The following is a 22950-nucleotide window of genomic DNA, read 5'->3' as shown; positions in this document are numbered from 1 at the left end:
AGAGCGCCCATGAACGCCGCCCCCCATTTGCCTGCCCTGCTCGCCGCCGGCGAAACCCGCCTGTCAGCCGAGCAGATTTACCCGCGGCTGTTCGATGCCATTCTCGAACAACGCCTACCACCTGGCAGCCTGTTGCCCGAACAGGCGCTGGGCCATGCCTTTGGTGTCAGCCGTACGGTGATCCGCCGCGTACTCGGGCGCTTGTCCGACCAGCAGGTGGTGGTGCAGCGCCCCAGCCACACTGCGCACCTGGCCGCGCCCGACCCGGGCCAGGCACGCCAGGTGCTCAGCGCTCGGCGCCTGGCCGAAACCACACTGATCACCCTGGCCGCCCAACGCGCCCGGCCGCTGCAGATACGCCAACTGCGGCAGCTGGTGGAGCGAGAGCGCCAGCACCATGAAAGCGGCGAGCGCTGCGCAGCGATCCGCTTGGGCGGCGAGTTTCACCTGAAGCTCGCGCAAGTGGCCGCCAACGCGCCGCTGGCGCGGTTTCTCAATGGGCTGGTGCCGATGACCTCGCTGATCATTGCCCGCTACGAGTCGCCATGCTGCGACCACTGCGCGTGGGAGGAGCATGCGGCGATCATCGATGCCGTGGAGCAAGGCGATGCCGAGGCCGCCTTGGGGTTGATGCACAGGCACCTCGACCGCCTGGAAGAAAAACTCGACCTGGGATAACCCGGCAAAGCTGACGCGGCCCCTGTAGGGCGCGCGTTGGCAGGGCGATTGCCGATGGGCTGCAGGGCAGCCCCCCGCCCCCCGCCCTATACTCCGAGAACCACCCCAGCCTCTACCAGGGAGGCGGTCGCGTGAGCTCTCGCATCCTGCTGTTGCTGTGCCTGCTGCTGGCCCTCGCCGGCTGCGCGGGCAAGCCCCCACCTGTCCCGCCGCCACCGGTGGTACTTACCGAAGCTGCCTGGCAACGCATCGACCAAGAGTTGATCGACGCCTCAGCCGGCGCTACCGGCTCGGCCAACGACTATGCCCGGCGCTCCATGCGGGTGTGGAAGGAACAGGTTCAACAACGCACCGAAAGCGACTTCATCCCTTGGTTCACCGGCTACTGGACTCAGCAATGGCTTACCCTCAAGGTGGCCTGGTACAAGCTCGACAGCGGCGAAGGCCGGGAGTCGGCGGAAAAGCGCCTGGCACTGTACCTGCAAGAGCAATACCACGAGCGCGTGATCGAGCCGGTGGCCGAGCAGATCAACCCCGAAGGCATCCGCGACCGTGCCTGCGAGCTGTACCTGCAACTGCTCGGCCAGCAACTGCCGGCCATCATCAGCCGCCACAACGCGCCGCCCGAACAGTTCAGCCAACGCCTCAATCGCATCCCCGCCATCCACCTGGGGCCGCCGGATGCGCGCAATGCCAGCCTGTATCAATTGCTGCGGGCCAAGTCGCTGGATCAGCAACCGGCCTGGCAAGCCATGCGCCAACACCTGCACCAACAAGCCAGCAAAGGCCCTGGCAAGACCGATGTCGGGCTGAACTCGGTGGCCACCCAGGCCAGCGAAAAGCTTGGCGCGACCCTGGCGCCACGCGGCATCGCCAGTGCCGTTGCATCGGCAGTAGGCAAGGTGGCCGGGGCGATGATTTCGATTGCCGCGGCCGGCTATGGGATCATGACCCATGACCGCGAACACCCGCAGATGGTCGAGCAGTTGCGGGTGATCCTCAATGTGGCGCTGAACCAGGAATGGCAGGAGTTGATGGAAAACCGCCAGAGCGGCGCCATGGCGGGGGTGTATTACCTGTCGGGGCAGGTCGAGGACAGTTTGTTGGCCAGTGCACCGCGGCCGGTGGAGCCGCCGGTTGAGCAACAGGTGAGGCAGCAGCAGGAGCCATTGATCATTCGTCTGCCGCCTGAGTAGTTGCCCGCGTGGGGCCAGCAGCGGCTAAATCAGGCGGTAGCCATGGTCGAATTCGGCAGCCCAAATACCCGGTCAAACGCCCAGTTGTAGGCAAAGGTGTAGCACGGCACCAGCACAATGAACGCCATGTCCACCAACAATGCCTCCAGCAGGGTCATGTCCAGCCACCAGGCAATTAGCGGTATCAGGTACACCACCAAGGTTAACTGGAAGCCGATGGCATGCGCCACCCGCCGCGCCACGCTGCGCCCGCGCTTGGCTTGGCGGCTTTCCCAGTACTCGAACAACGTGTTGTAGACCAGGTTCCAGAGCATGGCGATGGTCGTGATCATCACAGCCAACGGCCCGGTATGCGAAGCCTGGGTGTCCGACAGGTAAGCCAGGCCGAGGGTCGACATGCACAGCCCGATCAGTTCATAGAAAGTCACGTAGACCAGTTTGCGTTTAAGTCCCTGCACCGGGTTACCTTCAAATGACAAAAGCGGTTGAGGGCGATCATGCTTCATTGTGTTTGACAGCAAAAGTCAGCAGCTGTCAGATTTGCTGACAGGAGGCTGCCATGAACTTTTCCAGCGACAACATCCAGCTGTTTCTCGCCGTGCTCGACCGCGGTTCGTTTTCCGCCGCCGCGCGGGCGCTGCACAGGGTCCCTTCGGCGGTAAGCATGGCCATCGGCAACCTGGAGGCGCAGCTGGGCTACAGCCTGTTCGAGCGCGGCCCGCGCGAAGTCCGCCCGACAGCGCAGGCCATGGCGTTGGAGCCCCACGCCAGGCTGATTGCCGAGCAATTGGGGCTGCTGCAAGTGCATGCCCTGGAACTGTCCCAAGGCTTGGAGAGCAGCCTGACCCTGGCGGTGGTGCCAGACATCGATCACCGCCCGCTGCTGGCGGCCATCGCCCGCCTTGGCGAGCGCCACCCAATGCTGGACATCGCCCTGCTCAGCGCCCCGCAGGAAGAAGCCCTGCACCTGCTAGACAGCGGTCGTGCCGACCTCTGCGTAGCCTTTGCCGGGTTGCAGGTAGATGCCCGACGCGGCTTCCAGCACATCGGCATGGAGTCGTTGGTGGCCACCCTGTCGCCGGCCCACCCGGCCTTGCGCGAAGGGCGCATCCACTACCTCGAGGACCTGACCCAAGTGCGCCAAGTGCTGGTGCGCAGCCGCGACCTGCCACTGGCAGACCCACGCCCGCTGATTGGCGCCACGCACTGGTCCACCGACAGTTTCGACCTTGCCTTGCAGATGGTGGAAGCCGGCCTGGGCTGGGGCGACCTGCCGCTGTCGCGGGTCGCCCCACTGCTCGCCAGCGGGCGTTTGGTGCGCCTGGATTTTCGCAATACCCGCAACGAGCTGCAGTTGCCGGTACACATCTTGTGGCGCAAGCAACAACCCCTGCTGCAGGCCGCACGCTTGTTGATTGAGCAATTGTGTAGCCCGTGAATACCGTCTGTCGAAACGGCTGTAAGAAATTTCTGTAAGGCCTTCAATCTTTTAGCCGTTGAGCCGATATCCCGGTCGATAGGCTCCGCAATGCGTCATGAGCGCGCTGCGCCCTCCCTTCATTGGCTCAAGGTCTCGAAACATGAACCTGAAATTTCGCCACAAGATCCTGCTCAGCGCCTGCGGCGTCGTGGTCCTGGCATTTGCCCTGTTCACGCTGTACAACGACTACCTGCAACGCAACACCATCCGCCAGAACATCGAAGCTTCGGTGCAGCAAGCCGGTGAACTGACCGCCAGCAGTGTGCAGAACTGGATGAGCGGGCGCATCCTGGTACTGGAAAACCTGGCGCAGGACATCGCCCAGCAAGGCGCCGGTGACACGCTGGCCGGGCTGATCGAGCAGCCGTCCTACACGCGGAATTTCCTGTTTACCTACTTGGGCCAGGCCAACGGCGCATTCACCCAGCGCCCCGATTCCCAGATGCCCGCCGGTTACGACCCCCGCCAGCGGCCGTGGTACGGCGCCGCGGCCAACGCCGGGCAGACCGTCCTGACCGCCCCCTACCAAGGCGCCGTCGGCGGCTTGATGGTAACCATCGCCACACCCGTGAAAAGCAAGCGCAATGGCGAACTGCTGGGTGTGGTGGGTGGCGACGTCACCCTCGACACGCTGGTCGAGATCATCAACTCGGTCGACTTCGGTGGCATTGGCCACGCCTTCATGGCCGATAGCAATGGCCAGGTCATCGTCAGCCCTGACAAAGACCAGGTGATGAAAAACCTCAAGGACATCTACCCCAGCAGCAACCTGCGGGTGGCTACCGGCATGCAGGACGTCACCCTCAATGGCCAGGACCGCATCATCTCCTTCGCCCCGGTGGCCGGCCTGCCGTCGGCGCAGTGGTACATCGGCCTGTCGATTGATAAGGACAAGGCCTACGCCGCGCTCAGCCAGTTCCGCACCTCGGCGATCATCGCCATGCTGATTGCCGTGGCCGCCATCGCTGGCCTGCTCGGCCTGCTGATCCCAGTGCTGATGAGCCCGCTGACCACCATGGGCCGTGCGATGCGCGACATCGCCGAGGGTGAAGGTGACCTTACCCGCCGCCTGACCGTGCAGAACAAGGACGAGTTCGGTGAACTGGCCACTTCGTTCAACCGTTTTGTCGAGCGCATCCATGCCTCGATCAGCGAAGTGTCCTCGGCCACCCGCCTGGTGCACGACTTGTCAGAGAAAGTAGTGAGTGCATCGAACGCTTCGATCAGTGGCTCCGAAGAGCAAAGCATGCGCACCAACAGTGTGGCGGCGGCGATCAACGAACTGGGTGCCGCCACCCAGGAAATCGCCCGCAACGCCGCCGACGCCTCGCAGCATGCCAGCGGTGCCAGCGAGCAGGCCCACGGTGGCCGCGAAGTGGTCGAAGAAGCAATCAGCGCCATGACCGCCTTGTCGCAGCGCATTAGCGAGTCCTGCGCACAGATCGAAACGCTCAATGCCAGCACCGACGAAATTGGCAAGATCCTCGACGTGATCAAGGGCATCTCGCAGCAAACCAACCTGCTGGCGCTGAATGCCGCCATCGAGGCGGCGCGTGCTGGTGAAGCCGGCCGTGGCTTTGCCGTGGTGGCGGACGAGGTACGTAACCTGGCGCACCGCACCCAGGAGTCGGCGGAAGAAATCCACCGCATGATCACCAGCCTGCAAGTGGGCTCGCGTGAAGCGGTGCACACCATGAACACCAGCCAGGTTTCCAGCGAGCAGACTGTACAGGTGGCCAACCAGGCCGGTGAGCGCCTGGCCAGCGTAACCCAGCGCATTGGTGAAATCGATGGTATGAACCAGTCGGTGGCTACCGCTACCGAAGAGCAGACCGCCGTGGTCGAGAGCCTCAACCTGGACATTACCCAGATCAACGCCCTGAACCAGCAAGGGGTGGAGAACCTTCACGAGACGCTGCACCATTGCGACCAACTGGCCCAGCAGGCCGGGCGCTTGAAACAGCTGGTGGGTAGCTTCCGGATCTGATGGCCTTGGGGTGCGCTTCGCGCCCCTTTAGCGACGCAGGGCCGCCCCCACAGGCATCGCGAACACCTGTGGGAGCGGCCTTGTCTCGCGATTGGGCTGCGCAGCAGCCCCTTATGCCACCGCCGCTCTAACTAGCCTACCCCGCCGCACCCAGGCCAGCAGCACTGCCGCCATCAGCACAAAGCCCAGGTAGCCGAACAACGGGTACACCTCCCCCACCAAGCTGATGAACCCGACCAAGCTACAACCGAATGCCACCACGCCGGTCACCACCGAGCCCCAGCGGAACTTCGCGGTGCCCGCCGGCAGCAGCCGCGAAAGGAAGGAAAACAGCGTGCCTACGGCGGTGTTGACGATCATGCCGAAGATGATCAGGCACATCACCAGCCCCAGTAGCGGCGACACTTCGTTGGCAATCGACAACATTGGCATCGGCAGGTCAGCCACGCTGTCCAGGCGCGACAACAGCCCGGCACTCATAACCAGCATCAGGCCACCCAGCGCCGCACCACCGAGCAGGCCACCCCACACCGCGGTTTTCTCGCCCTTGGCCGAACCACCCAGAATGGCCAGGATCGGCGCACCTGCCACAATGTTGTAGGACACATACAGGAATGCCCCCAGCAGCCAGTGGTGCGTGCCGGCCTGTTGCTGGCTGGCCAACTGGTCGAGCTGGGCGAAACTCTGCTCACGGCTGAACACCGCGTACAACGCAATTGCCGACGCCACCAGGATTAACAACGGCGTGATGGCGCCAATTGCGAGGATCACCTTGCGTACATCGAGGCATACGATCCCCACCACCACCAGCGTCACCAGCACGCTGCCGGCCAGTGCCGGGACGCCGAATTGCTGCTCCAGCAGCGCGCCACCGCCAGCCAGCATGACCACGGTGACGGCGAACATGAAAAAGGTGATCAGCCAATCGACGAACAGGCCCAGGTGACGGCCGCAGATGGCTTGGATCACATCCTTGTGCGAGGTGGCTTGCTGACGGTTGCCCAGCCCTGCCAGGGCCATGCCGAGGAAGGTGAACAGGACCGCGCTGACCAGCGCACCGAGCAGCCCCCACACACCGAAATCGACGAAGAACAACAACAGTTCCCGCCCCGAAGCAAACCCCGCCCCCACTATCACGCCGACGAATGCGCCGGCAATCTTCAACTGCTCTTGCATGTGCACCTCTGGTTTTATTGTTGTTGTGTCACTGGCACCGCGCCTATTCGGGCTATCTGCCGGCTCAGGCTTCGCCGACGAACGCCTGCACTTCAATCTCTACATCCACCCCCAGCGCCAACGCCGAGGCCACGGTGGAGCGCACCGGCAGCGCCGCACCGAAGAACTCTTTGTAAACCTCGTTGAAGCCGGCGAAGTGGCTCATGTCGGACAACCACACCGTGGCCTTCACCACCTGGTCAAAGCGTGCGCCACAAGCTGCCAGGCTTTCGCCAATGCGCTCGCAGGCGGCGCGGGTCTGGGTTTGGATGTCGCCGCGTACCACTTCGCCGCTGGCACTCATCGGCACTTGGCCGGAGAGGAACAGGAAACCGCCGGCTTTCACCGCGCGGGAGAACGGAAACGGCAGGCTGCTGGGGAAACGCTGGATATCATTGCTCATGGGATGCTCCTTTCAGGGTTGCTGGAAACGGGCCGGGGATAGGCGCTCGGGCACCACCCCCTGGCTGACAAGGCCAGGACACAGCGGTTGGTCCAGCAGCAGGTCGGCAGCCAGGCGCGAAGCGCCCGCCGCGGACTGAATGCCATAACCACCTTGTGCCGCCAGCCAGAAGAAGGCAGGGACGTGTACATCAAAACCGATCACCAGATCGCCATCGGCAACGAACGAGCGCAGCCCGGCCCAGGTATGGCTCGGCCGGCGGATCGCCAAGGTGGTCATGGCTTCGATGTTGTAAATGCCCAGCGCTACATCAAGCTCCTCGGGTGCGGCGTCCTGAGGCTCGACAGGGTCGGCATTGGCTGGGGAGCCCAGCAGCTGACCGGCATCGGGCTTGAAGTAAAAGCTTTCGTCGACACCGATTACCGCCGGCCAGCGGGCGAAGTCCAGGCCTGCCGGGCCGGCGAAGGTGAACGCGCTGCGCCGGCACGGTTGCAAGCCGATAGGCGCCACACCGCACTGCTCAGCCACGCGGTCAGCCCAGGCGCCTGCAGCATTGACCAGCCGCCGCGCCTGTACGCGGCTGCCATCAGCCAGCTGCACCTGCCACAGGTCATCCAGGTACCAAGCCTGGGTCAGCTCGGCGTTGCAGCGTAACTCGCCGCCAGCGCTGCGATAGCCGCGCAAAAAGCCCTGATGCAAAGCATGCACGTCCAAGTCCATGGCGCCCGGTTCAAGCACTGCGCCGGCCAGGGCCTCGCCACGCAGGCTGGGCACCAACGCCAGGGCGGCGTCGCGATCGAGCAGGCTGACGTCGGTGCCGTTCGCCAGGTTCTGCGCGTGGGTCTGCTCGAGCAGCGCGCGTTGCTCCAGGCTGGCCACATACAGGCAACCCCGCGGCTCCAGCAGCGGGTGCTCGCAGAAACCTTGCGGCGGAGTTTCGTAGAAGGCCCGACTGGCGCGGGTCAGCGCCTGGATCTGCGGGGTGCCATAGGCTTCCATGAACATCGCCGCCGAACGCCCGGTCGAGTGGTAACCCGGCTGCGCCTCGCGCTCAAGCAGCAACACCGTGTGTTGGCCGGCCAGGCGGTAGCCCAAGGATGCGCCGGCAATGCCGGCACCGATAATCAGGGTGTCGTAGATCGGGGTCATGCACGCTCCTGGCAAGCTAATTATCATTTGTGAGAATTCTAATATATGAGAATTTAGCCATGCGCAAGGGTCCAAGGTAAAATGCCCGACCAACGCCGCCTACCGAGAACCCGAATGCCCGCTGACCTACCCCTGCTGGACCGTGCCGTAGTCGGCCAGCGCCTGCGCCAAGTGCGCAAGGCGCGCCAGATGACCCTCAAGCAGTTGTCGGAAACCAGTGGCGTACCGGTGTCGACGTTGTCGAAGATGGAGCTGGCGCAGGTGTCGGTCAGCTACGAAAAACTCGCCGCCGCCGCGCGGGCGCTGAATGTCGACATTGCCCAGCTGTTGCGCGCCAGTGGCACGGTCACGGCACCGGTACCGGTGACCGTGGTGGTCGATTCACTGCCGGCAGCGGCGGGTTATTCGACTGGTACCTATGACTACCACCCAATCGCCGGTGATTTCCCTGAGCGGCGCATGACGCCGGCCTATGCGCGCATCATTGCCCGTGAACGCGGCCAATTCGACGATTTTATCCGCCATCCCGGGCAAGAGTTCGCGCTGGTGCTGAGCGGGCGTGTGCGCATCGAGTTCGAAACCGGCGAGGCGGTAAGTATCGGGCCGCAGGAGACCGCCTATTTCAACAGCCAGGTGGGGCATATCTACTTGTCGGAGAGTGACGATGGCGGCGATGCGCATGTGATGGTGGTGATGACCGATCGGTGACTGTGCGGCGCTGCTGCGTCTTTGGTAGAAGCGCGTATGCGGCGATGCCTCGGTTATAACCTAATAACGAACAAGTCTATTTGGCTATAAAAAAATCTATATGCTGGCTGCATCCGAAAACGGGCAATGTTGGGTAGTCGAGTAGCGTATGGATGTAGGTTCTTTCGGTTTCACCATTGCGGGCTTGGTCGTAGGTTTCATCGTCGGCATGACCGGCGTCGGTGGCGGCTCGCTGATGACCCCAATCCTGTTGTGGTTTGGCATCAGCCCGGCAACGGCCGTCGGCACCGACCTGCTCTATGCCGCCATCACCAAGGCCAGTGGTGTCTGGGTGCATGCGCGCAACAAGAACGTCGACTGGAAGATCACCGGCCTGCTGAGCCTGGGCAGCGTACCTGCGGCAGCGCTGACCCTGTGGTTCCTCAGCACCCTGCACACCGACACTTCGGCGCTCAACTCGGTCATCAAGCAAGGCCTTGCCGTGGTGCTGATCCTGACCGCGCTGGCCATCCTGTTCAAATCGCGCCTGCAGGCCTTCGCCAGCCGCCATGCCGGCGACCACTACCACCTCAGCGACCGCAGCCTGACCACCCTTACCGTGCTTACCGGCGTGGTACTGGGGGTGATGGTCACCCTCACCTCCATTGGTGCCGGCGCACTGGGTACTGTGGCGCTCTTCCTGTTGTACCCGTTCCTGGTTACCCGCCGCTTGGTCGGTACTGAAATCGCCCATGCCGTGCCGCTGACCCTGGTGGCAGGCCTGGGCCATGCAGGCATGGGCAACATGGACTGGTCGCTGCTGGGTTACCTGCTGCTCGGCTCGCTGCCAGGTATCTACCTGGGCAGCCACCTCACCGGGCGGATTTCCGACCGCGTGCTGCGCCCTTGCCTGGCGGCAATGCTGCTGCTGATTGGCTACAAGCTGGCGTTTTAACCTTCACAGCCCAGGCGCAGCCGCCACTGCCCGGTAAAGCTCAGCTGCAGGCGCGACAGCGGCAACACGTCGATACGCTGGCTGGCACTCATCGGGCAGCCGAGCACCTGCACCAGCACAGCGCGGATAACCATTGGGTGGGTGACCGCCAGCCATTCACCCGGCCTGTCCAAGGCGGCCAGCCAGGCGGCCATACGCTGGCACAGCGCGGCAAACGACTCACCACCGTGCACAGCACTGGCCGGATCTTGCAGCCACTCTGCCAACGCCTGCGGTTGTTCGGCCTGGAGTTGCTTCAAACTCAGCCCTTGCCAACACCCCAGGTCGCAATCGGCCAATGCCGGTTCGACCTGCACCTGCCCCGACAACCTTGCCGCCGTTTCGTAGGCGCGCCGCTCCGGCGCAGTCAGCAGCTGTATGCCAGGCCGCTCAGCGCCCGGCAGTTGGGCCAACGGCAGGATGCCGTCGTCCACACCGTGTAGGCGCCCAGTCTTCTGGGCCTGGGTCAGGGCGTGGCAGATCAGGGTGAGGCGGGCGGCTTTCACCGGGTTTATCTCACAGCAGGCTGGGGTGCATGGTTTAGCATGCTGCGGCACTTTTTGCCGCACTATTCGCTGCATTGATCGGGGGCATGTGGGCTGATTTGCAGCCCTGCCGTGTCAGAAGTTGATATTCAGTGCAGCAAACACTGCCCTGCCCGGCTGGTTGTAAGTATCCGTGCAGTTCCCAGCCCTGCCGTGCAATTTGCATCCTGCGCGCTGGCTCCTACAGTTTTGATCGTAGCAACTGCGCAGAGCCCCCTGATGCATAGCCACGACAATAGCCGCCTCACAGGTGCCAGCAAAACCCTGCAGAAAATACCTCGCAGCGTCTGGGCGCTGGGTTTCGTGTCGATGTTCATGGACATTTCCTCGGAGATGATTCACGCCCTGTTGCCGCTGTACATGGTCACCGTGCTAGGCACGTCGGTGGTAGCAGTGGGCTTTATCGAAGGCATCGCCGAGGCGACCGCCTCGATCACCAAGGTGTTCTCTGGCGCCCTCAGCGACCGCCTCGGTAAGCGCAAGCTGCTTACGGTGCTGGGCTATGGCCTGGGGGCGCTGACCAAGCCGGTGTTCCCCCTGGCCTCCGGGCTGGAGTGGCTGATCGCGGCGCGTTTCGTCGACCGGGTCGGCAAAGGCATTCGTGGGGCACCCCGGGACGCCTTGGTGGCCGATGTCACCCCCGCCGAACTGCGCGGCGCCGCCTTCGGCCTGCGCCAGACGCTCGATACCATCGGTGCCTTCCTTGGGCCATTGCTGGCGATCCTGTTGATGTGGCTGACAGCGAGCCATTTCCAGACTGTGTTCTGGGTGGCGGTGCTCCCGGCGTTGGTGGCGGTGTACATCCTCCTTGTGTTCGTACGCGAACCTGAAACCCCGGCGAGCACCCGACCGGTACGCTCGCCACTGGCACTGCACCAACTGGCTCGCCTAGGGCCGGCTTACTGGCGCCTGATCGGCCTGGCCACACTGTTTACCCTTGCCCGCTTCAGCGAGGCGTTCCTGCTGCTGCGCGCTCAGGACATGGGCCTGGCGCCGCTGTGGGCACCGGCAGTGCTGGTGCTCATGGCCTTGGCCTACTCACTGTCGGCCTACCCTGCCGGGGTGCTTTCGGACCGCATGGGCCGCCGTGCCGTTTTGATAATGGGGCTAGGCCTACTGGTGGCCGCCGACCTGCTACTGGCCCTACTGCCGGGATGGGCCGGGCTGGCCCTTGGGGTTGCCGCCTGGGGCCTACACCTGGGCTTCAGCCAGGGTATCTTCGCCGCCATGATTGCCGACAGCGCCCCTGGCAACCTGCGCGGTACCGCCTTCGGCTTGTTCAACCTGCTGACCGGGGTGGCGCTGCTAGCGGCCAGTGTGGTGGCCGGGCTGCTGTGGGATGGCGCGGGGTTCCAGGCAACGTTCTTGGTCGGTGCGGGGTTTGCCAGCGCCACCCTGGTCGGGGTGGCGCTGTTGCGCTGACGGCAACTAGGCCAGCGCCGGTTGCTGCTCCAGCAACGACCAACCACCGTGCCCATCCACCTCCAGACGATGGGTATGGAACCCCGCCAGCGTGCTGCGATGCCCAACACTGACCAGCAATGCCCCGGGCATTTCCATGCGCAACAGCGAATACAGCGCATGCTCGAGCCCTTCGTCCATGGCCGATGTGGATTCGTCGAGGAACACCACCTGCGGGCGGTTGAACAGCACCCGGGCGAACGCCAGGCGCTGCTGCTCACCCACTGAGAGAATGTGCGACCAGTCACAACTGACATCCAGCCGCTCGGCCAAATGGGCCAAGTTCACTTGGCACAACGCTTGCTGCATGCGCACTTCGTCCTCGGGGTTACTGGCCGCCGGGTAGGCAATGACAGTGCGCAGATCGCCTAGCGGCAGGTACGGGCGCTGCGACAGGAACAGTGCCTGATGCCCCATCGGGCGTTTGACCTCCCCTTCGGCATACGGCCAGAGACCCGCCAGCGCACGCAGTAGCGTAGTTTTGCCGCTGCCCGACGGCCCTTTGATCAATAGGGCCTGCCCGGCCTGCAGGGTTAGATCCAGGTCGGCGATAAGCGAATGCCCGTCCGGGCGCAGCACCTGTAGGCCAGTGATCTCCAAGGCCTGTTCCTTCTCCTCGGTGATGACTCGCGGCAGGGCACTCGCCTGCTCGTTGGCATCGAGGAATCCGGTAAGACGGTCGAGGGTGGCCCGATACTGGGCGAACGCATCATACGACTCGCGGAAGAACGACAGCGAATCTTGCACCTGGCCAAAGGCCTGGGAAGTCTGCATGACATCGCCCAGCTTGATCGCCCCGCTGAAGAAACGCGGTGCCTGGAGAATGAAGGGGAACACCACGGCTACCTGGCTAACACCCAGGTTGAAACCACTGAACTTGAGGTTTCGGAAAACCAGTGCCCAGGCATTCTCGATCAACGCGCCAAAGCGGCCCAGCAACGTGCCCCGCTCGACCTGCGCGCCCTGGTAGAAAGCAATGTTCTCGGCATTCTCACGCAGGCGCATCAGCGCGTAACGGAAGTTGGCAGTGAGCTTTTCGTTGAGGAAGTTCAGGCGAATCAGCGGGCGCCCGAGGCGGAAGGCGAACCAGGTGGCGAGGATGACATAGAGGTACACGGCAAACACCATCGCCCGTGGAATCTCCACCCCAGCGACCGTCAGCGGTGCCGACAGCCCCCACAGAATCCCGGTGAACGCCACCAGCGATACCAGCGCACTGACCGCGCCCAAGGCCAACGACACGGAGTTGGTGACGAAGGCATTCACGTCCAGTTCGATACGCTGATCCGGGTTGTCCACCGGCTCTGCAAGGAACTGGCCACGGTAGTAGGCATCGCCGTGCATCCAGTCGTGGGTCAAGCGCTCGGTAAGCCATACCCGCCACTTGATGCTGAACGCCTGGCTTACATAGAAGGTGAATAGCGACCGCAGCACATGGATAGTGGCCAGCACTGCGAACACACCGAGTAGGTACCAGAAAGCGGCTTGGTCAAGGCCTTGCAAAGCGCTATAGAAGCCGTTGTACCAGAACGAGAACAGCACATTCAGGCGTACCGAGAACAACGTCAGGGCCAGCAACAACGCGAACACCAGCAGCGGCCGCCAGCTGCGCCTGAAACTGAAATAAGGCCCGGCAAGCTGCCAGAACTGGGCACCCCAACGCGTACAACGTACAGCCAGCGTGGCGGCTGCAGTGAAGCAGACTAGGGTGATGAACGAAGCGATTGCCAGCCAGCTCAGGCTCTCTTGCAGGGCCTGGTGCCAGTTCATTTCCATGGTGGGTATCCGTGCTGAGTATTTCCGCGAGCGTAGCATTGCCCTGTGATTCGTCAGGCATAAATGACGCACATTTCATGATTGCTTTGAGCGCTACACGGTCGGTGGCACTGGTTTTGCCGGTGTTCGCGGGCAAGCCCGCCCCTACGGGAGGGCATGCAAGGCTGGGCATGGGGGACCGCTGGGATTTTTGCGCCCCAAAGACAAAACCCCTACCTGCATGCGCAGATAGGGGTTTTGCGAAATGAATCTTGACGATGACCTACTCTCACATGGGGAAACCCCACACTACCATCGGCGATGCATCGTTTCACTACTGAGTTCGGGATGGGATCAGGTGGTTCCAATGCTCTATGGTCGTCAAGAAATTCTGTAGCCAGAATGTCCAGATGGACAGCCCAGCGAATTCGGATATGTGATATTTGTGGTTCGTTGCGAACTTTCGGTTCGTATCATCTTCACCACCACAATTTGGCTTCGTGCGCAAATTGCTTGGGTGTTATATGGTCAAGCCTCACGGGCAATTAGTATTGGTTAGCTCAACGCCTCACAGCGCTTACACACCCAACCTATCAACGTCGTAGTCTTCGACGGCCCTTTAGGGGATTCAAGATCCCAGTGAGATCTCATCTTGAGGCAAGTTTCCCGCTTAGATGCTTTCAGCGGTTATCTCTTCCGAACATAGCTACCCGGCAATGCCACTGGCGTGACAACCGGAACACCAGAGGTTCGTCCACTCCGGTCCTCTCGTACTAGGAGCAGCCCCTCTCAAATCTCAAACGTCCACGGCAGATAGGGACCGAACTGTCTCACGACGTTCTAAACCCAGCTCGCGTACCACTTTAAATGGCGAACAGCCATACCCTTGGGACCGGCTTCAGCCCCAGGATGTGATGAGCCGACATCGAGGTGCCAAACACCGCCGTCGATATGAACTCTTGGGCGGTATCAGCCTGTTATCCCCGGAGTACCTTTTATCCGTTGAGCGATGGCCCTTCCATACAGAACCACCGGATCACTAAGACCTACTTTCGTACCTGCTCGACGTGTTTGTCTCGCAGTCAAGCGCGCTTTTGCCTTTATACTCTACGACCGATTTCCGACCGGTCTGAGCGCACCTTCGTACTCCTCCGTTACTCTTTGGGAGGAGACCGCCCCAGTCAAACTACCCACCATACACTGTCCTCGATCCGGATAACGGACCTGAGTTAGAACCTCAAAGTTGCCAGGGTGGTATTTCAAGGATGGCTCCATGAGAACTGGCGTCCCCACTTCAAAGCCTCCCACCTATCCTACACAAGCAAATTCAAAGTCCAGTGCAAAGCTATAGTAAAGGTTCACGGGGTCTTTCCGTCTAGCCGCGGATACACTGCATCTTCACAGCGATTTCAATTTCACTGAGTCTCGGGTGGAGACAGCGCCGCCATCGTTACGCCATTCGTGCAGGTCGGAACTTACCCGACAAGGAATTTCGCTACCTTAGGACCGTTATAGTTACGGCCGCCGTTTACCGGGGCTTCGATCAAGAGCTTCGCTTGCGCTAACCCCATCAATTAACCTTCCGGCACCGGGCAGGCGTCACACCCTATACGTCCACTTTCGTGTTTGCAGAGTGCTGTGTTTTTAATAAACAGTCGCAGCGGCCTGGTATCTTCGACCGGCATGGGCTTACGGAGCAAGTCCTTGACCCTCGCCGGCGCACCTTCTCCCGAAGTTACGGTGCCATTTTGCCTAGTTCCTTCACCCGAGTTCTCTCAAGCGCCTTGGTATTCTCTACCTAACCACCTGTGTCGGTTTGGGGTACGGTTCCCAGTTATCTGAAGCTTAGGAGCTTTTCTTGGAAGCATGGTATCAACCACTTCGTCGCCTAAAGGCAACTCGTCATCAGCTCTCGGCCTTAGAATCCCGGATTTGCCTAAGATTCCAGCCTACCACCTTAAACCTGGACAACCAACGCCAGGCTGGCCTAACCTTCTCCGTCCCTCCATCGCAATAACTGGAAGTACAGGAATATTAACCTGTTTTCCATCGACTACGCTTTTCAGCCTCGCCTTAGGGACCGACTAACCCTGCGTCGATTAACGTTGCGCAGGAAACCTTGGTCTTTCGGCGTGCGAGTTTTTCACTCGCATTGTCGTTACTCATGTCAGCATTCGCACTTCTGATACCTCCAGCAAGCTTCTCAACTCACCTTCACAGGCTTACAGAACGCTCCTCTACCGCATCATCATAAGATGATACCCGTAGCTTCGGTGCATGGTTTGAGCCCCGTTACATCTTCCGCGCAGGCCGACTCGACTAGTGAGCTATTACGCTTTCTTTAAAGGGTGGCTGCTTCTAAGCCAACCTCCTAGCTGTCTAAGCCTTCCCACATCGTTTCCCACTTAACCATGACTTTGGGACCTTAGCTGACGGTCTGGGTTGTTTCCCTTTTCACGACGGACGTTAGCACCCGCCGTGTGTCTCCCATGCTCGGCACTTGTAGGTATTCGGAGTTTGCATCGGTTTGGTAAGTCGGGATGACCCCCTAGCCGAAACAGTGCTCTACCCCCTACAGTGATACATGAGGCGCTACCTAAATAGCTTTCGAGGAGAACCAGCTATCTCCGAGCTTGATTAGCCTTTCACTCCGATCCACAGGTCATCCGCTAACTTTTCAACGGTAGTCGGTTCGGTCCTCCAGTCAGTGTTACCTAACCTTCAACCTGCCCATGGATAGATCGCCCGGTTTCGGGTCTATACCCAGCGACTAAACGCCCTATTAAGACTCGCTTTCGCTACGCCTCCCCTATTCGGTTAAGCTCGCCACTGAATATAAGTCGCTGACCCATTATACAAAAGGTACGCAGTCACCTAACAAAGTAGGCTCCCACTGCTTGTACGCATACGGTTTCAGGATCTATTTCACTCCCCTCTCCGGGGTTCTTTTCGCCTTTCCCTCACGGTACTAGTTCACTATCGGTCAGTCAGTAGTATTTAGCCTTGGAGGATGGTCCCCCCATATTCAGACAAAGTTTCTCGTGCTCCGTCCTACTCGATTTCATTGATAAGAGATTTTCGTGTACGGGGCTATCACCCACTATGGCCGCACTTTCCAGAGCGTTCCACTAATCTCAAACCAACTTAAGGGCTGGTCCCCGTTCGCTCGCCACTACTAAGGGAATCTCGGTTGATTTCTTTTCCTCAGGGTACTTAGATGTTTCAGTTCCCCTGGTTCGCCTCTTGCACCTATGTATTCAGTACAAGATACTCAGCTTATGCTGAGTGGGTTCCCCCATTCAGAGATCTCTGGATCACAGTCTGTTTGCCGACTCCCCAAAGCTTATCGCAGGCTACCACGTCTTTCATCGCCTCTGACTGCCAAGGCATCCACCGTATGCGCTTCTTCACTTGACCATATAACCCCAAGCAATCTGGTTATACTGTGAAGACGACATTCGCCGAAAATTCGCACGTCGCTCTTTCGAGCAGAACTCACAAATTTTACCTTAGCCTGATCCACCAGCAGTGAAACTGGTGTTCAGTCTATTTCTATCACATATCCGAATTTTTAAAGAACGATCTGACAAAAGCCAGAAATCAACATTCGAAGCGAATGCTCATTTCTGAGTTTGATCAAGCAGTACAGCGTAAGTGGTGGAGCCAAGCGGGATCGAACCGCTGACCTCCTGCGTGCAAGGCAGGCGCTCTCCCAGCTGAGCTATGGCCCCGCATATTGGTAGGTCTGGGCAGATTTGAACTGCAGAAGAGCCGTCCTCACCACTCTTTATTCAGAGGCATGGGGTGCTCACATTCCAACCAAAATTGGTAGGTCTGGGCAGATTTGAACTGCCGACCTCACCCTTATCAGGGGTGCGCTCTAACCAACTGAGCTACAGACCTAAGGGTAAAACTTTGGGTCTTGATCGTCTTCAACTTCTTGAATCAAGCAATTCGTGTGGGTGCTCATCAGCAGGCTGATGTCGTCGATTAAGGAGGTGATCCAGCCGCAGGTTCCCCTACGGCTACCTTGTTACGACTTCACCCCAGTCATGAATCACACCGTGGTAACCGTCCTCCCGAAGGTTAGACTAGCTACTTCTGGTGCAACCCACTCCCATGGTGTGACGGGCGGTGTGTACAAGGCCCGGGAACGTATTCACCGCGACATTCTGATTCGCGATTACTAGCGATTCCGACTTCACGCAGTCGAGTTGCAGACTGCGATCCGGACTACGATCGGTTTTGTGAGATTAGCTCCACCTCGCGGCTTGGCAACCCTCTGTACCGACCATTGTAGCACGTGTGTAGCCCAGGCCGTAAGGGCCATGATGACTTGACGTCATCCCCACCTTCCTCCGGTTTGTCACCGGCAGTCTCCTTAGAGTGCCCACCATTACGTGCTGGTAACTAAGGACAAGGGTTGCGCTCGTTACGGGACTTAACCCAACATCTCACGACACGAGCTGACGACAGCCATGCAGCACCTGTGTCAGAGTTCCCGAAGGCACCAATCCATCTCTGGAAAGTTCTCTGCATGTCAAGGCCTGGTAAGGTTCTTCGCGTTGCTTCGAATTAAACCACATGCTCCACCGCTTGTGCGGGCCCCCGTCAATTCATTTGAGTTTTAACCTTGCGGCCGTACTCCCCAGGCGGTCAACTTAATGCGTTAGCTGCGCCACTAAAATCTCAAGGATTCCAACGGCTAGTTGACATCGTTTACGGCGTGGACTACCAGGGTATCTAATCCTGTTTGCTCCCCACGCTTTCGCACCTCAGTGTCAGTATCAGTCCAGGTGGTCGCCTTCGCCACTGGTGTTCCTTCCTATATCTACGCATTTCACCGCTACACAGGAAATTCCACCACCCTCTACCGTACTCTAGCTTGCCAGTTTTGGATGCAGTTCCCAGGTTGAGCCCGGGGCTTTCACATCCAACTTAACAAACCACCTACGCGCGCTTTACGCCCAGTAATTCCGATTAACGCTTGCACCCTCTGTATTACCGCGGCTGCTGGCACAGAGTTAGCCGGTGCTTATTCTGTCGGTAACGTCAAAACAGCAAGGTATTAGCTTACTGCCCTTCCTCCCAACTTAAAGTGCTTTACAATCCGAAGACCTTCTTCACACACGCGGCATGGCTGGATCAGGCTTTCGCCCATTGTCCAATATTCCCCACTGCTGCCTCCCGTAGGAGTCTGGACCGTGTCTCAGTTCCAGTGTGACTGATCATCCTCTCAGACCAGTTACGGATCGTCGCCTTGGTGAGCCATTACCCCACCAACTAGCTAATCCGACCTAGGCTCATCTGATAGCGCAAGGCCCGAAGGTCCCCTGCTTTCTCCCGTAGGACGTATGCGGTATTAGCGTTCCTTTCGAAACGTTGTCCCCCACTACCAGGCAGATTCCTAGGCATTACTCACCCGTCCGCCGCTGAATCGAAGAGCAAGCTCTTCTCATCCGCTCGACTTGCATGTGTTAGGCCTGCCGCCAGCGTTCAATCTGAGCCATGATCAAACTCTTCAGTTCAATACTGCTTGGGTTTTTAAGAAACCCTAAACTTGGCTCAGCAATCTCAAATGACTATTTGATTTCTCGCATGGTCACTTGTGATGCTGATAATCTTTTTGACTATCAGTCCGTACTCACAAGCACCCACACGAATTGCTTGATTCAATTTGTTAAAGAGCGTTTGGTTAAGAGCTTTTCGTCTCAACCGAGGCGCGCATTCTACGCTTTCCTCAGAGCCTGTCAAGCGTTTATTTTGAAGTTTTTCGCGAGAAACTCGTTTAGCTTCAAACACTTGGCTCGCTGCGATCTCTCGTAGCGGGAGGCGAATCATACAGCGTTTAGCAACGCTGTCAACCATCATCTCAACCGCTTTCGATCATTCGATCGTAGCCCTTTCAGCTTCTTCTGAACTACTTAACTCGTTGAATCTCAAGGAGTTTGTCGTTCCGTTGTCGCTGGAAGTGGGGCGCATTATAAGGGGATTCGAAAGCCCGTCAACCTTTATTTTCAAGTAATTGATTTAGCGGCTATGCGCTTGAGCGTGGCACGGGCAGCGCCGGATTTCCCTGGTAATACAAAACCCAAGCCGTGCACCTTGCCGCCCACCCTCGCAATGCGCACTATAGTGCTCACCCCAACCCCGCCCCAAGGATTGCCGCATAGAAATGAACACCCAGCCCCGCAGCCTGGCCGCTACCCTCTTTCCGATCGGCCTGCTGCTGATCGCCATGGCATCGATTCAATCTGGTGCCTCACTCGCCAAAAGCATGTTCCCTGTCATCGGCGCTCAGGGCACGACCACCCTGCGACTGATCTTCGCCAGCATCATCATGCTGCTGATACTGCGCCCGTGGCGTGTGCGCATGACCGCCAACACCCTGCGCAATGTCATCATTTATGGCATGGCGCTGGGCGGCATGAACTTCCTCTTCTATATGGCGCTGCAAACGGTACCGATCGGCATCGCCGTGGCACTGGAGTTCACTGGCCCACTGGCCGTGGCGATCTTCTCATCGCGCCGGCCCGTCGACTTCCTGTGGATTGCCTTGGCTATCGCGGGTTTGCTGCTGTTGCTGCCTGCGGGCCATGGTGGGCAAGCGCTCGACCCGCAGGGCGCCGCCTATGCCCTGGGCGCTGGCGTGTGCTGGGCTCTGTACATCCTGTTCGGGCAACGGGCCGGGGCCGAGCACGGCATCCAGAGCGCAGCCCTCGGTGTGGTGGTCGCCGCCCTGTTCGTGGCGCCCATTGGTATTGCCCATGCGGGCAGCGCACTGCTCGCGCCCGCCCTGATCCCCATGGCTATAGGCGTCGCGGTGCTGTCCACCGCCTTGCCCTACAGCCTGGAAATGGTTGCGCTCACGCGTATCCCGGCGCGTACTTTCGGCACCCTCATGAGCATCGAACCGGCGTTCGGCGCACTGTCTGGCCTGCTGTTTCTCGGCGAGGTGCTGACGCTTACCCAATGGCTGGCAATTTTGGCGATCATAACCGCATCAGTCGGTACCACCCTGTCAATGCGCAAGGAGCCCAGCCCGGCCGTCGCAGCGGACTGACATGAGACTTATTTGATTTCAGACGGGATTAGTGATTGTAGCGGCCCGCCTGGCTGATTAAGCTGTCACAAAATGATCATGTTTACGCTATCTACTGCACAGAACACGGACGCTTGGGGTATTTCAGGAAGAACCGAAGCGATAACGACGGGGCCAGACAGCTGATCCGCCCTGCATTTAAGGACAGGAATGAAACGTATTTTTCTCATCCTGGCCATCTTGGCTATTGCTGGATGTGCCGCTACGGCCAAAACTGAGGTCAAAAAAGGCAAGAAGGGCCTGCATATCAATTGCTCCGGCCTTTCTTCCTCCTGGGACAGCTGCTATAGCAAGGCCGCCAGCGCTTGCAGCACACGTGGCTACCGAGTCATCGCACGCTCAGGCGATACTGATGAAGAAGCAGGCGACTACCTGTTCGGCATCAACCCTGCGGGCTACACCAGCCGCAGCATGATTGTCATCTGCAAGTAGAACAAAGGGCAGCCCATAAGCTGCCCTTTTCATCATTTGCCCTACAGCGGTGCGGTACGCGCCTCCAACCAGGCCAGGGCTTCGCCCTTGAGCAAGGGCGTCAGGCGCTCGCGCACCTTGGCGTGATAACCGTTCAACCAGTCCAGCTCTTCCCTGGCCAGTAGTTCGGGCACCAGGCAACGGGTGTCGATCGGGCACAGCGTCAACGTCTCGAAGTTCAGGAAATCACCGAAAGCGCTCTTGCCGGCCTCGCGATTGACCACCAGGTTTTCGATGCGCACGCCCCACTGCCCTGGGCGGTACGTACCCGGCTCGATCGAGCTGATCATCCCCACCTGCATCGCGGTCTGCGGCGTGGGCGCTGCCTGGTAGGCAATCACTTGCGGCCCTTCGTGCACGTTCATGAAGTAGCCCACCCCATGCCCAGTGCCGTGGCCGTAATCCACCTGGTCAGCCCAGATCGGCGCCCGGGCAATGGCGTCAAGCAACGGCGACAGCACACCACGCGGGAAAGTAGTGCGCGACAGGGCAATCATGCCTTTAAGCACACGCGTGCAATCCTGCTTTTGTTCAAGGCTGGGGTTGCCCACCGGCACCATGCGCGTGATGTCGGTAGTGCCGCCTAGGTACTGCCCACCCGAATCGATCAGCAGCAACCCATCGCCTTCGATGACCGCATGCGACTGCTCGGTGGCGCGGTAATGCGGCATTGCGCCATTGCCATTGAAGGCGGCAATGGTCGCGAAACTCAACGACACGAAGCCTGGACGGCGGGCACGTGCAGCGCTCAGCTGCTCGTCGACCGTCAGTTCGGTAATCGGCTCCCGGCCGAGGCTGGCCTCGAGCCAGGCGAAGAACTCGCACAAGGCCGCGCCGTCCTGCTCCATCACCTGACGGATGTGCACCAGGTCGTCGTCACCTTTGCACGCCTTGCTTAACGTGGTGGGGTTGAGCCCCTCCACCCGTTCAACCCCGGCAGGCAAATTGCCCAGCAACCCGCAGGTTACCCGGGCTGGGTCGACCAGCAAGCGGCTGCCGGCCGGTATGGCGCCAAGGGCCTTGCCGGCTTCGGCGTACTCGCGCACCTCGATACCGTCGAGCGCCAGCACCTGACGGAGGTGATCATCGACCTTGTCCTGGCCAATGAACAGGATGGCCTGCTGCTGGCTGATCAGGGCAAAGGCCACGAACACCGGGTTGTAGGACACATCGCTACCACGCAGGTTGAACAGCCAGGCAATGTCATCCAGGGTGGCGATGAAATGCCAATCGGCCCCCTTTGCCTGCACGCTCTGGCGCAACTGTGCAAGTTTTTCAGCCCGGTTCACCGTGGCATGCGGCGGCAAGTGCTGGTACACCGGGTTGCTCGGCAGCGTGGGTCGCCCTTCCCAAACCTGCGCCAGCAAGTCCTTGTCGGTCACTAGCCGCGCACCGCGCGACTTCAGCCGCTCGCCCAGCTGGCGTGCCGAAGCCAGGGCCATCACCGCACCATCCACCGCCACGCTGCCGTTGGGCTCGATGTGATCGCCCAGCCATTCCAGCGCGCCAGGCTTGCCCGGCAGTAGCTTCATCAACTCGATACCACTGCCTGCCAGCTCGTGCTCTGCTTGTTCCCAATAGCGGCTATCGACCCACAACCCGGCAAACCCAGGCGTGACCACCAGCGTGCCGACCGAGCCGTGGAAACCCGACAGCCACTGGCGCCCCTGCCAGTAACCCGGCAGGTACTCGGAAAGGTGGGGGTCGGCCGAGGGTACCAGCAAAGCATCGATGCCCGCTGCGGCCATGGCCTGGCGCACGCGCGCCAGGCGCTGCGGCACGCTTTGCTCAAGGGTGGTGTGAACGTTCATGCGCTCTCCTGCGGCT

The 22950-nt window shown here is 60.1% G+C and carries 16 protein-coding genes, 2 tRNA genes, 3 rRNA genes and 1 pseudogene; 10 read left to right on the top strand and 12 right to left on the bottom strand.

Annotation, left to right across the window (positions count from 1 at the left end; genetic code table 11):
- Positions 1 to 9: 9 nt before the first annotated feature.
- Positions 10 to 678, top strand: coding sequence for a GntR family transcriptional regulator (locus tag DV532_RS08915; protein WP_056800140.1), 669 nt, complete (start codon positions 10 to 12; stop codon positions 676 to 678).
- A 131-nt stretch (positions 679 to 809) separates the two neighbouring features.
- Positions 810 to 1874, top strand: coding sequence for a hypothetical protein (locus DV532_RS08910; RefSeq protein ID WP_056800137.1), 1065 nt, complete (start codon positions 810 to 812; stop codon positions 1872 to 1874).
- A gap of 29 nt (positions 1875 to 1903) precedes the next feature.
- Here the strand turns inward: DV532_RS08910 and DV532_RS08905 are convergent, their stop codons facing one another.
- Positions 1904 to 2332 (bottom strand): PACE efflux transporter, encoded by a 429-nt coding sequence (locus DV532_RS08905; protein WP_056800133.1) that lies wholly within the window; start codon positions 2330 to 2332, stop codon positions 1904 to 1906.
- A 101-nt stretch (positions 2333 to 2433) separates the two neighbouring features.
- Between DV532_RS08905 and DV532_RS08900 the strand changes: the two genes are divergently transcribed.
- From DV532_RS08900 to DV532_RS31175, 3 genes and pseudogenes are all read left to right on the top strand, one after another.
- Positions 2434 to 3312: a LysR family transcriptional regulator gene (locus DV532_RS08900; protein ID WP_056800130.1), complete on the top strand. Its 879-nt coding sequence runs from the start codon at positions 2434 to 2436 to the stop codon at positions 3310 to 3312.
- 97 nt (positions 3313 to 3409) lie between these two features.
- A pseudogene (gene mcpA / locus DV532_RS31180) lies at positions 3410 to 4486 on the top strand (methyl-accepting chemotaxis protein McpA); the annotation flags it as partial.
- Between the two features lie 114 nt (positions 4487 to 4600).
- A complete protein-coding gene (locus DV532_RS31175) occupies positions 4601 to 5341 on the top strand; it encodes a methyl-accepting chemotaxis protein (protein WP_372339995.1) in 741 nt (246 codons plus the stop codon).
- A 111-nt stretch (positions 5342 to 5452) separates the two neighbouring features.
- Here DV532_RS31175 and DV532_RS08890 read toward each other — a convergent pair whose 3' ends face one another.
- The 3 genes from DV532_RS08890 to DV532_RS08880 form a co-directional block, all read right to left on the bottom strand.
- Positions 5453 to 6517: a hypothetical protein gene (locus DV532_RS08890; protein WP_056800125.1), complete on the bottom strand. Its 1065-nt coding sequence runs from the start codon at positions 6515 to 6517 to the stop codon at positions 5453 to 5455.
- Between the two features lie 64 nt (positions 6518 to 6581).
- Complete coding sequence (locus tag DV532_RS08885) at positions 6582 to 6959, bottom strand: RidA family protein (protein WP_056800122.1); 378 nt, start codon at positions 6957 to 6959, stop codon at positions 6582 to 6584.
- Between the two features lie 12 nt (positions 6960 to 6971).
- Complete coding sequence (locus DV532_RS08880) at positions 6972 to 8108, bottom strand: FAD-binding oxidoreductase (RefSeq protein WP_056800120.1); 1137 nt, start codon at positions 8106 to 8108, stop codon at positions 6972 to 6974.
- 114 nt (positions 8109 to 8222) lie between these two features.
- Here DV532_RS08880 and DV532_RS08875 point away from each other — a divergent pair, with 114 nt between their 5' ends.
- Positions 8223 to 8816 (top strand): helix-turn-helix domain-containing protein, encoded by a 594-nt coding sequence (locus DV532_RS08875; protein ID WP_056800117.1) that lies wholly within the window; start codon positions 8223 to 8225, stop codon positions 8814 to 8816.
- A gap of 148 nt (positions 8817 to 8964) precedes the next feature.
- Positions 8965 to 9750 carry a sulfite exporter TauE/SafE family protein gene (locus DV532_RS08870; RefSeq protein ID WP_056800114.1) on the top strand — a complete coding sequence of 262 codons (786 nt, stop codon included), beginning with the start codon at positions 8965 to 8967 and terminating at the stop codon, positions 9748 to 9750.
- Here DV532_RS08870 and DV532_RS08865 read toward each other — a convergent pair.
- Positions 9747 to 10295: a histidine phosphatase family protein gene (locus DV532_RS08865; protein WP_056800112.1), complete on the bottom strand. Its 549-nt coding sequence runs from the start codon at positions 10293 to 10295 to the stop codon at positions 9747 to 9749. The genes DV532_RS08870 and DV532_RS08865 overlap by 4 nt on opposite strands.
- Positions 10296 to 10553: 258 nt before the next feature.
- On the opposite strand from DV532_RS08865, the gene DV532_RS08860 reads away from it, so the two are divergent.
- A complete protein-coding gene (locus DV532_RS08860; protein WP_056800109.1) occupies positions 10554 to 11756 on the top strand; it encodes an MFS transporter in 1203 nt (400 codons plus the stop codon).
- Positions 11757 to 11762: 6 nt separating this feature from the next.
- Here the strand turns inward: DV532_RS08860 and DV532_RS08855 are convergent, their stop codons facing one another.
- The 6 genes from DV532_RS08855 to DV532_RS08830 form a co-directional block, all read right to left on the bottom strand.
- Complete coding sequence (locus tag DV532_RS08855; protein ID WP_056800106.1) at positions 11763 to 13571, bottom strand: ABC transporter ATP-binding protein/permease; 1809 nt, start codon at positions 13569 to 13571, stop codon at positions 11763 to 11765.
- A gap of 249 nt (positions 13572 to 13820) precedes the next feature.
- Positions 13821 to 13936, bottom strand: a 5S ribosomal RNA gene (gene rrf, locus DV532_RS08850).
- 138 nt (positions 13937 to 14074) lie between these two features.
- Positions 14075 to 16967 (bottom strand): 23S ribosomal RNA (locus DV532_RS08845).
- Between the two features lie 238 nt (positions 16968 to 17205).
- A tRNA-Ala gene (locus DV532_RS08840) sits at positions 17206 to 17281 on the bottom strand.
- A gap of 95 nt (positions 17282 to 17376) precedes the next feature.
- Positions 17377 to 17453: transfer RNA gene (locus DV532_RS08835), tRNA-Ile, on the bottom strand.
- 88 nt (positions 17454 to 17541) lie between these two features.
- Positions 17542 to 19078: ribosomal RNA gene (locus DV532_RS08830) — 16S ribosomal RNA — on the bottom strand.
- The 16S, 23S and 5S rRNA genes sit together here with 2 tRNA genes alongside, the layout of an rRNA operon.
- A 647-nt stretch (positions 19079 to 19725) precedes the next feature.
- On the opposite strand from DV532_RS08830, the gene rhtA reads away from it, so the two are divergent.
- Both rhtA and DV532_RS08820 read left to right on the top strand, forming a co-directional pair.
- The gene (rhtA, locus tag DV532_RS08825) at positions 19726 to 20613 is read left to right on the top strand and encodes a threonine/homoserine exporter RhtA (RefSeq protein ID WP_056806848.1); all 888 of its coding nucleotides are present in this window, start codon (positions 19726 to 19728) and stop codon (positions 20611 to 20613) included.
- 189 nt (positions 20614 to 20802) lie between these two features.
- Entirely contained in the window at positions 20803 to 21084 is a 282-nt protein-coding gene (locus DV532_RS08820; RefSeq protein ID WP_056806845.1) for a hypothetical protein, read from the top strand.
- Between the two features lie 41 nt (positions 21085 to 21125).
- On the opposite strand, the gene DV532_RS08815 is transcribed toward DV532_RS08820, so the two are convergent.
- A complete protein-coding gene (locus DV532_RS08815; RefSeq protein ID WP_056806842.1) occupies positions 21126 to 22934 on the bottom strand; it encodes an aminopeptidase P family protein in 1809 nt (602 codons plus the stop codon).
- Positions 22935 to 22950 lie beyond the last annotated feature (16 nt).

The sequence above is a fragment of the Pseudomonas sp. Leaf58 genome, assembly GCF_003627215.1.
GTDB lineage: Bacteria > Pseudomonadota > Gammaproteobacteria > Pseudomonadales > Pseudomonadaceae > Aquipseudomonas.
This window is presented reverse-complemented; position numbering and strand designations above follow the sequence as displayed.

Coding starts and splice junctions, on each gene's coding strand:
- DV532_RS08915 (WP_056800140.1), top strand. CDS start 10: ATGAACGCCGCCCCCCATTTGCCTGCCCTGCTCGCCGCCGGCGAAACC.
- DV532_RS08900 (WP_056800130.1), top strand. CDS start 2,434: ATGAACTTTTCCAGCGACAACATCCAGCTGTTTCTCGCCGTGCTCGAC.
- DV532_RS31175 (WP_372339995.1), top strand. CDS start 4,601: ATGCGCACCAACAGTGTGGCGGCGGCGATCAACGAACTGGGTGCCGCC.
- DV532_RS08890 (WP_056800125.1), bottom strand. CDS start 6,517: ATGCAAGAGCAGTTGAAGATTGCCGGCGCATTCGTCGGCGTGATAGTG.
- DV532_RS08885 (WP_056800122.1), bottom strand. CDS start 6,959: ATGAGCAATGATATCCAGCGTTTCCCCAGCAGCCTGCCGTTTCCGTTC.
- DV532_RS08880 (WP_056800120.1), bottom strand. CDS start 8,108: ATGACCCCGATCTACGACACCCTGATTATCGGTGCCGGCATTGCCGGC.
- DV532_RS08875 (WP_056800117.1), top strand. CDS start 8,223: ATGCCCGCTGACCTACCCCTGCTGGACCGTGCCGTAGTCGGCCAGCGC.
- DV532_RS08870 (WP_056800114.1), top strand. CDS start 8,965: ATGGATGTAGGTTCTTTCGGTTTCACCATTGCGGGCTTGGTCGTAGGT.
- DV532_RS08860 (WP_056800109.1), top strand. CDS start 10,554: ATGCATAGCCACGACAATAGCCGCCTCACAGGTGCCAGCAAAACCCTG.
- DV532_RS08855 (WP_056800106.1), bottom strand. CDS start 13,571: ATGGAAATGAACTGGCACCAGGCCCTGCAAGAGAGCCTGAGCTGGCTG.
- rhtA (WP_056806848.1), top strand. CDS start 19,726: ATGAACACCCAGCCCCGCAGCCTGGCCGCTACCCTCTTTCCGATCGGC.
- DV532_RS08820 (WP_056806845.1), top strand. CDS start 20,803: ATGAAACGTATTTTTCTCATCCTGGCCATCTTGGCTATTGCTGGATGT.
- DV532_RS08815 (WP_056806842.1), bottom strand. CDS start 22,934: ATGAACGTTCACACCACCCTTGAGCAAAGCGTGCCGCAGCGCCTGGCG.